This is a genomic window from Burkholderia sp. Ac-20349 (assembly GCF_017104865.1).
In the GTDB taxonomy this organism is placed as follows: Bacteria; Pseudomonadota; Gammaproteobacteria; order Burkholderiales; family Burkholderiaceae; genus Burkholderia; species Burkholderia aenigmatica.
In genome coordinates, this window is the sequence record NZ_JAAGPM010000196.1 from 1 (window position 1) to 11231 (window position 11231).

At 68.5% G+C, this 11231-nt stretch carries 13 protein-coding genes; 9 read left to right on the forward strand and 4 right to left on the reverse strand.

Features of this window, described 5'->3' with window-relative positions; all coding sequences use genetic code 11:
* From G3N61_RS35520 to G3N61_RS35560, 9 genes are all read left to right on the forward strand, one after another.
* Window positions 1-633: DUF3106 domain-containing protein (locus tag G3N61_RS35520; RefSeq protein WP_241018056.1), on the forward strand; the 633-nt coding region annotated here is incomplete at its 5' end.
* A 6-nt stretch (window positions 634-639) separates the two neighbouring features.
* Entirely contained in the window at window positions 640-1146 is a 507-nt protein-coding gene (locus tag G3N61_RS35525; protein ID WP_205824695.1) for an RDD family protein, read from the forward strand.
* Window positions 1147-1371: 225 nt separating this feature from the next.
* Window positions 1372-2310 carry a UDP-2,3-diacylglucosamine diphosphatase gene (locus tag G3N61_RS35530; RefSeq protein WP_043188880.1) on the forward strand — a complete coding sequence of 313 codons (939 nt, stop codon included), beginning with the start codon at window positions 1372-1374 and terminating at the stop codon, window positions 2308-2310.
* 29 nt (window positions 2311-2339) lie between these two features.
* Window positions 2340-3374: a glycosyltransferase family 1 protein gene (locus tag G3N61_RS35535; protein WP_043188882.1), complete on the forward strand. Its 1035-nt coding sequence runs from the start codon at window positions 2340-2342 to the stop codon at window positions 3372-3374.
* On the forward strand, window positions 3371-3907 hold the full coding sequence (locus tag G3N61_RS35540) for a diacylglycerol kinase (protein ID WP_043188884.1): 537 nt from the start codon (window positions 3371-3373) through the stop codon (window positions 3905-3907). The genes G3N61_RS35535 and G3N61_RS35540 overlap by 4 nt, the downstream gene beginning before the upstream one ends.
* A 206-nt stretch (window positions 3908-4113) precedes the next feature.
* On the forward strand, window positions 4114-4857 hold the full coding sequence (locus tag G3N61_RS35545) for a TetR/AcrR family transcriptional regulator (RefSeq protein WP_043188886.1): 744 nt from the start codon (window positions 4114-4116) through the stop codon (window positions 4855-4857).
* Entirely contained in the window at window positions 4854-5435 is a 582-nt protein-coding gene (locus tag G3N61_RS35550; RefSeq protein WP_043188888.1) for a TIGR00730 family Rossman fold protein, read from the forward strand. The genes G3N61_RS35545 and G3N61_RS35550 overlap by 4 nt, the downstream gene beginning before the upstream one ends.
* 22 nt (window positions 5436-5457) lie before the next feature.
* Window positions 5458-6219, forward strand: a complete 762-nt coding sequence (locus G3N61_RS35555) for an SDR family oxidoreductase (RefSeq protein WP_043188889.1) — start codon at window positions 5458-5460, stop codon at window positions 6217-6219.
* A 229-nt stretch (window positions 6220-6448) separates the two neighbouring features.
* Window positions 6449-8338, forward strand: a complete 1890-nt coding sequence (locus tag G3N61_RS35560) for a glycosyl transferase (protein ID WP_205824696.1) — start codon at window positions 6449-6451, stop codon at window positions 8336-8338.
* A 163-nt stretch (window positions 8339-8501) separates the two neighbouring features.
* On the opposite strand, the gene G3N61_RS35565 is transcribed toward G3N61_RS35560, so the two are convergent.
* The 4 genes from G3N61_RS35565 to G3N61_RS35580 form a co-directional block, all read right to left on the reverse strand.
* Window positions 8502-9119, reverse strand: coding sequence for a DUF924 family protein (locus G3N61_RS35565; RefSeq protein WP_205824697.1), 618 nt, complete (start codon window positions 9117-9119; stop codon window positions 8502-8504).
* Entirely contained in the window at window positions 9116-9847 is a 732-nt protein-coding gene (locus G3N61_RS35570; RefSeq protein WP_205824698.1) for an alanyl-tRNA editing protein, read from the reverse strand. The genes G3N61_RS35565 and G3N61_RS35570 overlap by 4 nt, the downstream gene beginning before the upstream one ends.
* A gap of 105 nt (window positions 9848-9952) precedes the next feature.
* Window positions 9953-10363 carry a group II truncated hemoglobin gene (locus tag G3N61_RS35575; protein WP_174961653.1) on the reverse strand — a complete coding sequence of 137 codons (411 nt, stop codon included), beginning with the start codon at window positions 10361-10363 and terminating at the stop codon, window positions 9953-9955.
* Window positions 10364-10405: 42 nt separating this feature from the next.
* On the reverse strand, window positions 10406-11231 hold an 826-nt coding region (locus tag G3N61_RS35580), incomplete at its 5' end, for an FtsX-like permease family protein (protein WP_205824699.1).

Consider the following 11231-nt stretch of genomic DNA (forward strand, 5'->3'; position numbering starts at 1 on the left):
ACCGGCCTGGCGCTCGTGCCGATCGAGGTCGACCACGAAGGGATGGCGCCCACCGACGAACAGTGGCGCACCCGGCCGCCGCGGCTGATCTATACGACGCCATCGCATCAATACCCGCTTGGCGCGCCGTTCGCCGACCAGTGGGACGGCTTCAGCGACGCCCGCAAGCGCAAATGGCTCAAGATCGCATCGCGTTTCGCGAAGTTGACGCCCGATGATCAAAAACGCCTGCAGGACCGGATGACCGAATGGGCGCGGATGACGCCCGAGCAGCGCCGCGTCGCGCGCGAAAACTACCAGAGCGCGAAGGAGCTTTCCGCTCAGGCGCGCGAGCGTGCGTGGAAGGCGTACCAGCAACTCCCCGAAGAGCAGAAGCAACGTCTCGCGGCCGCCGAGCGCCGCCGCCGACCGAGCGTCGTCAGCGCACCGCCGACCGTCGCCGACCGTGACGTCCGCCGCCTCGTCAATTCGCACGAACACGCGGCAAGCGGCGCAGCCACCGCACCGGCGCCCGTCTCGGCCGCCGTCGCGCCGCCGGTGCCCGCGTCGTCGACGGCCGGCACCGCATCCGCACCGGCTGCCGTGGCGCCGGTGTCGCCCGCCGACGCCCCCTCGCTGTTCAAGGGCTCCTGAGCGCCCGTGGCGAACGCCCGCGCCCCCGAAACCCCGGCCGCCGCGCCGACCGTGCGGCGACGCCTCGCCGCGCTGCTCTACGAAGGCGTGCTGCTGTTCGGCGTGGTGTTCTTCGCCGGGCTCGCGTTCAGCCTCGCGACGCAGCAACGCAACGGCCTCGTCCATCACAACCTGCTCGCCGCCTGGATCGCGCTCGTGGTCGGCGCGTACTTCGTCTGGTTCTGGACGCACGGCGGCCAGACGCTGCCGATGAAGACCTGGCGGCTGCGGCTCGAATCGTCGAGCGGCCGGCCGCTGCGCGCGGGCCACGCGCTCGTCCGCTATGCGCTCGGCTGGCTGTGGTTCCTGCCGCCGCTCGCGCTGCATCCGCTCCTCGGCCTGTCGGTGCCCGTCACGCTCGCGCTCACCGCGGCGTGGATCGTCGCGTGGGCCGGCGCCGCCCGGCTGCATGCCGGCCGGCAGTTTCCGCACGACCGGATCGCACGCACGCGCGTCGTCGCGATACCACGCTGACGCGCCGCATTCGCCAGACGAAAACACCTCGCCGGGGCAGCGCCCACCCGCCCCGACAGCCTTGCCGGACAACGATCGGACGTTCCGTACGGCAGGTTACGCAACGTCCCGTCATTCACTGCTAAACACCCTACAGCGGTCGTAATAAGAACGTCTCGTGACTGTCACGGCACAGTCACGCCCGCATGGCGGAATGCCGGTAATGTCAACCGGCGCGAGTCATGCATGGGCCAGAAAACGTCCGCGACCTCCCTGTTCCGTCACCCCATCGGCGCCCGCGCCGCCACCGCTTTTCTGTCCGGTTCTGCCGCAACCGACGGGCTGGTGTCGCAAGACCCGCCTGCCGGGCACGCCACGCAGCATGAGGACCCCGATTCGTCCACCCATCGCTACCGCACCATCTGGCTGTCCGACATCCACCTCGGCTCGAGCGGCTGCCAGGCGCCGTACCTGCTCGACTTCCTGCGCCACAACGATTCGGAGTACCTGTACCTCGTCGGCGACATCATCGACGGCTGGCAGCTGAAGAAGGGCTGGTACTGGCCGCAGGCGCACAACGACGTCGTGCAGAAGATCCTGCGCAAGGCGCGCAAGGGGACGCAGGTCGTCTACATCCCCGGCAACCACGACGAAGGGGCGCGGCAGTTCTGCGACCTCGCGTTCGGCGACATCCAGGTGCGCGGCGAGGCATTCCACACGACGCTCGCCGGCAAACGTTTGTGGATCGTGCACGGCGACCTGTTCGACGGCGTGATCCAGCACGCGAAATGGCTCGCGTACCTCGGCGACACGCTCTACACGCTGATCCTCGTGCTGAACCGCTGGTTCAACCGGATCCGCAGCCGGCTCGGCTTCCAGTACTGGTCGCTGTCGCAGTACCTGAAGCACCAGGTCAAGAACGCCGTCAACTTCATCTCGCAGTTCGAGACGGTGATGACCGACGAGGCGCGTCGCCGCGGCTGCGACGGCGTCGTGTGCGGCCACATCCACAAGGCGGAGATCCGCGACATCGACGGCGTGCTGTACTGCAACGACGGCGACTGGGTCGAAAGCCTGTCCGCGCTCGTCGAAACGATGGAAGGCGAACTGAAGATCGTCTACTGGACGGTGATGCGCGCCGCACCGTCGGAGACCACGTCGCGCAAGGCCAAGGCCACTGCCTGACACACCCCTACTTACAGGACAAAGCCGCGATGAAGATCATGATCGTCACCGACGCGTGGGAACCGCAGGTCAACGGCGTCGTGCGCACGCTGAAGAGCACGTCGCGCGAACTCACCGCGCTCGGCCACCGCGTCGAAATGCTGACGCCGCTGGAATTCCGCACGGTGCCCTGCCCGACCTACCCCGAGATCCGCCTGTCGATCCTGCCGTACCGCAAGCTGCGCGCGCGGATCGATGCATTCGCACCCGACGCGCTGCACATCGCGACCGAAGGCCCGCTCGGCCTCGCCGCGCGACGCTATGCGCGCGCGCGCAAGCTGCCGTACACGACCGCGTACCACACGCGCTTTCCGGAATACGTGCAGGCGCGCTTCGGCATCCCGCTCGCCGCGACCTACCGCTTCCTGCACTGGTTCCACGGCCCGTCGCTCGCGGTGATGGCGCCGACGCCGGTCGTCAAGCAGGACCTCGAGAAATTCGGCTTCACGAACGTCGTGCTGTGGACCCGCGGCGTCGATCTCGACGTGTTCCGGCCGATGGAGTCGAAGGTACTCAATACCGCGCGGCCGATCTTCCTGTACGTGGGCCGCGTCGCGATCGAAAAGAACGTCGAGGCGTTCCTGCGCCTCGACCTGCCCGGCTCGAAGTGGGTCGCGGGCGAAGGCCCCGCGCTCGCGGAACTGAAGTCGCGCTATCCGGAAGCGAACTATCTCGGCGTGCTGTCACAGGCCGAGCTCGCGAAGGTGTATGCTGCGGCCGACGTGTTCGTGTTCCCGAGTCGCACCGACACGTTCGGCCTCGTGCTGCTCGAGGCGCTCGCCTGCGGCACGCCGGTGGCCGCCTATCCCGTGACGGGGCCGATCGACGTGCTCGGCGAAAGCGATGCCGGCGCGATGCACGAGGACCTGCAGGAAGCCTGTCTCGAGGCGCTGAAGATCGAACGCACGACTGCGCGCGCGTGGGCCGAACGCTTCTCCTGGCGCGCGGCATCCGAACAGTTCGCGTCGCATCTGAAGCCGCTGCCGAAGACCGCGTACTCGCCAGCCGAAGGTGCCGCCGTTTGAAACGAGACCTGAACGACAAGACCCCGCCCCCCGACGCCACGCCGCAACGGCACCGCCCGTTCGACGAGGACGAGCCGCACGCCGAAGCGGACGTGCACGCGCACGAACCGCTCGGCCCCGACGATCAACTGACGCCGCTGCCGCCGAACCCGTACAAGCGCCACCGCGGCATCACGCGCGCCTGGTACGCCCTCAAGCATTCGCTGAACGGCTTTCGCGTCGCGATCCGCGAGGAGAGCGCGTTTCGCCAGGAACTCACGCTCGCCGCGCTGATGCTCCCGATCGGCGCATTCGCGCCGGTGCCGGCCGCCTCGCGCGCGCTGCTGATCGCGTCGGTGCTGCTGGTGCTGATCGTCGAGCTGCTGAACTCGAGCGTCGAGGCCGCGATCGATCGCATCTCGCTCGAGCGCCACGAACTCTCCAAGCGCGCGAAGGACCTCGGCAGCGCCGCCGTGACGGTCGCGCTGTTCGCGTGCGTGACGACGTGGGGCTTCGTGCTCGGCCCGGTCGTCGCACGCTGGCTCGGCTTCTAGACGGCTGCCCTGCGGGCACCCGGCGCACCGCCCGTGTGCGGCGCTGCACCATGCGCCGCGCGGGGGCGATGAATACGAAATGCCCCGATGTGGCGAAACCCCGGTTTATAATCGTCCGCTAGACATAGAACAGCAACCCGCGCCGGACGAATCACGCAGCATCGATTGCAGCGCCCGCCAGTCCGGCACACACAGGGCCGGACGACATGGAAGCGAAACCTCCCCGCCGCACCCGCGAACGGATTCTCGAGTTGTCGTTGAAACTCTTCAACGAGATCGGCGAGCCGAACGTCACGACCACGACGATCGCCGAGGAAATGGAAATCAGTCCAGGCAACCTGTACTACCATTTCCGCAACAAGGACGACATCATCAACAGCATCTTCGCGCAGTTCGAGCAGCAGATCGAACGGCGGCTGCGCTTTCCCGAAGATCATCGTCCGACCATCGACGAAACCTGGTCGTACCTGCAGTACATGGCCGATTTCATGTGGACCTACCGGTTCCTGTATCGCGACCTCAACGACCTGCTCGCCCGCAACCGCACGCTCGAGACACATTTCAAGCAGATCATCAGCCACAAGGTGCGCTTCGCGCACGACATGTGCGAGCTGCTCGTGTCCGACGCCGAGATGGTCGCGACGCCCACCGAGATCGAGGTCATCGCCACCAACATGGCCGTCATTTCGACGTACTGGCTGTCGTATCAGTACGTGATGCATCCGCGCAAGTACAACGACCAGGACGCGATCCGCGAGGAACTGCACCAGGTCAGCATGCACGTGATCTCCGTGATGGCGCCGTACCTGCGCGGCCGGTCGCGCCAGCTGTTCGACGACCTGGTCTCCGGCAAGCTGCCGAAGCGCCAGTTCACCGACTACCTGCCGCCGCGCGACGGTTCGCCTCGCGCCGCCGGCGGACACACCCCCGCCAAGGATTCCAAGCAATGAAGGCAGTCTGCGTTTACTGCGGCTCGTCGTCCGGCGTGCGGCCCGTCTATGCCGACGCCGCGCGTGCCTTCGGCCGCGCGCTCGTCGACGCGGGCCTCACGCTCGTCTACGGCGGCGGCCGGGTCGGCCTGATGGGCGTGATCGCGGACGAAGTGATGGCAGCCGGCGGCCGTGCGGTCGGCGTGATCCCCGAACTGCTCGTCGACAAGGAAGTCGGCCATACGGGGCTGTCCGAACTGCACGTCGTGCCCGACATGCATCACCGCAAGAAAATGATGGCCGACCTTTCCGACGCGTTCGTCGCGATGCCTGGCGGCGCCGGCACGCTCGAGGAGCTCTTCGAGGTCTACACGTGGGCGCAGCTCGGCTATCACCGCAAGCCCGTCGCGCTCTACAACATCGATTCGTTCTACGATCCGCTGATCGCGCTGCTGCGCCATACGGTCGACGAGGGCTTCATGCGTCCGGCCTACTTCGACGCACTGTGCGTCGAATCGGAACCCGTCGAGCTGATCGAGCGACTGCGTCGCTACCAGCCGCCCGCCCGCGACAAGTGGGCACCTGACGCAGCCAAGTAACCGTCACCGGAACCCGCACACGATGACCGCACCGTCCGAGCGCAAGGCCGTCCTCATCACCGGCGCAAGCCGTGGCATCGGCCGCGCGACCGCCGTGCTCGCTGCCGAGCGCGGTTGGGACGTCGGCATCAACTACGCGCGCGACGCCGCGGCGGCCGAGCTCACCGCGCAGTCCGTCCGCGACGCGGGCGGCCGTGCATGCGTCGTCGCGGGCGACGTCGCGAACGAAGCCGACGTCGTCGCGATGTTCGACACCGTCACGTCCGCATTCGGACGCTTCGACGCGCTCGTCAACAACGCGGGCATCGTCGCGCCGTCGATGCCGCTCGCCGACATGCCGGCCGACCGGCTGCGGCGGATGTTCGACACCAACGTGCTCGGCGCGTACCTGTGCGCACGCGAAGCCGCGCGCCGGCTGTCCACCGACCGTGGCGGCCGCGGGGGCGCGATCGTCAACGTATCGTCGATCGCCTCCCGGCTCGGCTCGCCGAACGAATACGTCGACTATGCGGGGTCGAAAGGCGCGGTCGACTCGCTGACGATCGGTCTGGCGAAGGAACTCGGCCCGCACGGCGTGCGCGTCAACGCGGTACGTCCCGGCCTGATCGAGACCGAAATCCACGCGAGCGGCGGCCAGCCGGGCCGTGCGGCCCGCCTCGGCGCAAGCACGCCGCTCGGCCGCGCGGGCGAAGCACAGGAGATCGCCGAAGCGATCGTCTGGCTGCTTGGCGACGCGGCGTCTTACACGACGGGCGCTCTGCTCGACGTCGGCGGCGGCCGGTAATTCCGCACGGCGGGGCATCAAAAGCCGCCGCCCGAAACGATCCGTCGTCACGACACCACAAATCTCCACAATTCCGTGACACGATCGGTAAACCACCGTAACAATTCCGTGGTCTACTAGCGGACATTCAGACAGGTGTCATCAACACCTGTCCGTTACCCCTTGATGTGGCCCTAATCGGTCCAGCCCATGTCGCCGGACCGGCTCGACTCGACCCGAGATTCCTTCCATGCCTGGAACCGCAGCGCCCAGCCGGCGACGCACGTCCGTGCCCGCTCCGGCCCCGCACACCCGCTCGCCCGCCGACGCCGATCACACTGCAACGCTCGACGCCGCCGGCACGCCGATCGCCGCCTCGACCGCTGCAACCAGCGCCACGCACGAGCGTTCGCTCCTGTTCGGCTGGCGCGCGTGGCTGCTCGTCGCCGCCCTGATCTGCGCGTATACGCTGCCGGGCGTGCTCGGTCACGATCCGTGGAAGCAGGACGAAACCTACACGTTCGGCATCATCCAGCACATGCTCGAGACCGGCGACTTCGTCGTGCCGACCAATGCCGGCCTGCCGTTCATGGAAAAGCCGCCGATTTACGCGTGGGTCGCGACCAGCCTCGCCTGGCTGCTGCAGCGCGTGATGCCGCTGCACGACGCGGCGCGACTCGCGAGCGCACTGTTCGCCGCCCTCGCATTCGGCTTCATCGCGCGCGCGGCGCGCGTCGCCAGCCGCGCGGACTCCTGGTTCGACCTGCGCGTGATCGGCCCCGCCGTGTTGAGCGCGGGCACGCTCGTCGTCATCAAGCACGTGCACGACATGATGACCGACACCGCGCTGTTCGCCGGTACCGCAATCGGCTTCTGCGGGCTGCTCGAACTCGTGATACAGCATGTCGCGCGCGCGCAGCAGATGCGGCACGGGTTGCCGGTCCGGCCGTCAGGCCGCTGGGCCGCGCCGCTCTTCGGCGCAGGCGTCGGCATCGCCTTCATGGCGAAGGGTCTGTTCGTGCCGCTCGTATTCGGAGCCACGCTCACGGCCGCACTCGTGATCTACCCGGCCTGCCGCACCCGCTCGTTCGCCCGCGCGCTCGGCGTTGCCGCGCTCGTATTCGCACCGTTCGCGCTGGTCTGGCCGACCGCACTGTTCCTGCGCTCCGAGACGCTGTTCATGACGTGGTTCTGGGACAACAATGTCGGCCGGTTCTTCGGCTTCTCGGTACCCGAGCTCGGCGCGGAAAACGACAAGCCGCTCTTCATCGTCCGCTCGTTCCTGAGCGTCGGCTTCCCGGTCGCGCCGCTCGCGATCGTCGCGCTCGCACGCGGGGCGTGGCGCGACTGGCGCACGCCGGCGATTGCGCTGCCGGTGCTGTTCGCCAGCGTCGGGCTCGCGGTGCTGCAAGTGTCCGCGACGTCGCGCCAGCTCTACATCCTGCCGTTCTTCGCGCCGCTCGCGCTGGTCGCCGCGCAGGCGATCGAACGCCTGCCGCGCCGGCTGCATCTCGCATGGGATTACCTGAGCCGCGCCCTGTTCGGCACGGTCGTCGTGCTCGCCTGGGCGATCTGGGCGGTGATGGCCGATCCGGCTGCATCGCACGCCTATCTCGCACCGCTCGGCCGCTGGCTGCCGCTCGACTGGACGATGCCGATCGAACCCCCGCTCGTGATCGGTGCGCTCGTGCTGACGGTCGGCTGGTTGACGCTGCTGCCAAAGCTGCGCACGACCGGCCTGTGGCGCGGCGCGCTGTCGTGGGGGGCCGGCGCGCTCGTCGCGTGGGGGCTCATCTATACGCTGCTGCTGCCGTGGCTTGACGTCGCGAAGAGCTACCGCTCGGTGTTCGACGACCTGAACGCGCATCTCGCGCTCGAATGGAACGACGGCGACTGCATGGCAAGCGTCGGTCTCGGCGAGTCGGAAGCGCCGATGCTGTACTACTTCTCCGGGATCCAGCACACGCCGATCGACGATGCGCAGGCTGCCCGCTGCACGTGGATGATCGTCCAGGGCAAGCAGACCATCGGTCCGGCGCCCGGCAGCGAGTGGAAACCGTTCTGGTCCGGCGCCCGCCCGGGCGACTCCGCGGAACTGCTGCGCGTCTACGTGCGCACGCCCGAACAGCACCTGCAGTGAAGCACGACGGCGCAACGCGCCGTCTCGTGCTGGCCCGGATACCTGGCGAAGCTTGAGCACAGCTGCCTGAACGCGGTGCACGCCTTCCGCGGGCCGGTTTCCAAGGCACCCGTGAATCCGCGGGTTCGCTGCCTCCCCCGCGTCACGCCGCCGGCCCGGATCGTCAGAACGAGGAACCGGGCTCGCAAAGAAACGCCGTCTCCTCGTCGCTCGACGCACGACCCAGAATCACGTTCCGGTGCGGAAAACGGCCGAAGCGCTCGACGACGGCCGCGTGCAGCAACGCGAAGCGGTGATAGCTCTCGCACCCTGCCTCGTCGCGAATGCCCGCGCACAGGCGCACGGCCTCGCGCTGGCTGTCGACCGATTCGTCGTGCTCGAACGGCAGATACGCAAACGCGCGGTGATGTCCGCTCGGCAATTGTGCGTCCCAGCCGGCCGCAACCATGCGGCGCGCGAGCGCGAGCGCCTTCGGATCGGCGGCAAACGCGCGAGGCGTGCCGCGATGGATGTTGCGCGAGAACTGGTCGAGCACGACGATCAACGCAAGCGCCCCCGACGGCGAGCCCGCCCAGCGATCGCATGCGCCGTCGCACGCGGCGTCGAGCAAGGCGCCGTAGCGCGTGCGCAGCACGTCGTCGAACGCCGCGCCGCCGTTGAACCAGACCTTGCGGGCCTGCCCGAATTCGGCCGAGCCCGGCTCGCCGAACCAGAAATCCAGAATCTCCCGCGCTTGCGGATCGAGCGTCGCCGCGCCCGCTTGGGTGGTGTCAATCGTCATGCAAACTCCAGTACGAGGCGCCGGGTGCGCGCGCTCTTCTTTTCCAGTTTCGCAACCCGCAGCGCGCCGATTTCGGACGTGTTGCGCACATGCGTGCCGCCGCACGGCTGCAGGTCGACCTGCTCGATGCGCAGCAGCCGCACGCGGCCGAGGCCCATCGGCGGCTTCACGCTCATCGTGCGCACGAGCTCCGGCCGCTCGGCCATCTCGTCGTCGGTGATCCATTCGGTCGTGACCGGGTGCGCGCCGACCACCAAGCCGGCGAGGCGTCGCTCGACATCGTCGCGGTCGATCGCGTCGGACGTCGCGAAATCGAGCCGCACGTAGTCGGCCGTCACGCTGCAGCCGTCCACCGCGTACGGCAGCACCGCGCACATCAGGTGCGCGGCCGTATGCAGGCGCATGTGGCGGTAGCGGCGCAGCCAGTCGATCTCCGCGACCACGCGGGTGCCGGGCACGAGCGCCGCGACGCGCGCCTCCTGCCCCGATGCAGGCACGTGCACGGCGTCGTCGGGCGTCGCGCCGTCGAACTTCGCCTTGCGCGTATCGGCAATCGCGATCGTGCCGCCGTCGGGCAGCGTCAGCGTGCCGGTGTCGCCGGCCTGGCCACCGCCGAGCGGATAGAACACGGTGCGGTCGAGCCGGATGCCGTCGTCGCCGACGGCCAGAACGACTGCGTCGCATTGCATGAGGTACGCGTCTTCGCGAAACAGCGCTTGTGTCGTCATCGGGCGAGCCTCGTATCGATTGGGGAAAGGGGCCAGTGTCGCGCCGCGCGGCGCGCGCGCCCAGACGCAGATCGTCCCGCACGCGAACGGCGGCGTACCGGTCGATCAACCGGGCCGGTTGCGCATCCAGTCGGCCGTGTCGTAGAACGAGTGCATGAGCCGCTCGCGCAGCGGCTCGGGCAGACCGATGTCGTCCATCGCCCACGCCATGCAGCGCAGCCACTGGTCGCGCTCGACCGACGCGATCGGGAACGGCAGGTGCCGCGCGCGCAGCCGCGGGTGGCCGAACCGGCTGATGTAGTGGTCGGGGCCACCCATCCAGCCGCACAGGAACCAGAACAGCTTGTCGCGCGAACCGTCGAGCGACGCCGGGTGCAGCGCGCGAATCTGCGCGAACTCGGGCTCGAGGTCCATCAGGTCGTAAAAGCGGTCCACCATTTCGCGCACGCGGGCTTCGCCGCCCACGAGCTCGAACGCCGTCGGCTGCGACGGCGCATCGTCATTCACATCGGTCATACGGATAGTCGGAAACGGGATATTCAAGGCCGCCGGCAATGCTCAGGCATCGCGCAGCGACTGCAGCGCGGGGCGCCGCAACACATTATGCAGGCTCAGCCAGCCGGCCGCACCGGCGCACGCGACGCCGGCCGCGATACCGGCCGGCACGAGCCACGGATCGACGGCCAGCTGGAAGTCGAACACGCGCGACGCGAGCACCCAGCCGACCGCGATCGCGCCCGCCGACGCCAGCGCGCCGGCCAGCGCGCCGACCACGACGAATTCCGCGCGCTGCACCGCGTTGACCTGCGCGCGCGACGCGCCGAGCGCACGCAGCAGCGCCGCCTCGCGCACACGCTCGTCGCGCGTGCCGGCAAGCGCGGTGTACAGCACGAGCACGCCGGCCGCGAGCGTGAACACGAACAGGAACTGCACCGCACCGACCACCTGCAGCATCATCCGCTGCAACTGCGCGAGGATCGGCGCGACGTCGATCGCGGTCAGGTTCGGGTAGCGCGCGATCAGCGGATCGAGCAGCGCGGCGTCCGAGGCCGGCAAATGGAAGCTCGTCAGGTACACGGCCGGGAAATCCTTCAGCGCCGGCGGCGGCATCAGCACGAAGAAATTGACGCGGAACGAGCCCCAGTCGAGCTTGCGCACGCTCGTGATCGGCGCGTCGACCGTGAGCCCCGTCACGTCGAAGCGCAGCACGTCGCCCGGCTTCACGTTCAAGGTCTTCGCGAGGCCGGCCTCGATCGAAATCTGCGGCGTGGCCGCGGTGCCGAACCAGTCGCCTTCGACGATCCGGTTGTCGGACGGCAGCTCGGTCGTATAAGACAGGTTGAACTCGCGGTCGACGAGCCGGCGCGCCATCGGCGCGGGCACC

Excerpts from the sequence above, each read along its gene's own strand:
- G3N61_RS35530 (WP_043188880.1), top strand. The coding sequence starts at position 1,372 with ATGGGCCAGAAAACGTCCGCGACCTCCCTGTTCCGTCACCCCATCGGC.
- G3N61_RS35535 (WP_043188882.1), top strand. The coding sequence starts at position 2,340 with ATGAAGATCATGATCGTCACCGACGCGTGGGAACCGCAGGTCAACGGC.
- G3N61_RS35545 (WP_043188886.1), top strand. The coding sequence starts at position 4,114 with ATGGAAGCGAAACCTCCCCGCCGCACCCGCGAACGGATTCTCGAGTTG.
- G3N61_RS35550 (WP_043188888.1), top strand. The coding sequence starts at position 4,854 with ATGAAGGCAGTCTGCGTTTACTGCGGCTCGTCGTCCGGCGTGCGGCCC.
- G3N61_RS35555 (WP_043188889.1), top strand. The coding sequence starts at position 5,458 with ATGACCGCACCGTCCGAGCGCAAGGCCGTCCTCATCACCGGCGCAAGC.
- G3N61_RS35560 (WP_205824696.1), top strand. The coding sequence starts at position 6,449 with ATGCCTGGAACCGCAGCGCCCAGCCGGCGACGCACGTCCGTGCCCGCT.
- G3N61_RS35565 (WP_205824697.1), bottom strand. The coding sequence starts at position 9,119 with ATGACGATTGACACCACCCAAGCGGGCGCGGCGACGCTCGATCCGCAA.
- G3N61_RS35570 (WP_205824698.1), bottom strand. The coding sequence starts at position 9,847 with ATGACGACACAAGCGCTGTTTCGCGAAGACGCGTACCTCATGCAATGC.
- G3N61_RS35575 (WP_174961653.1), bottom strand. The coding sequence starts at position 10,363 with ATGACCGATGTGAATGACGATGCGCCGTCGCAGCCGACGGCGTTCGAG.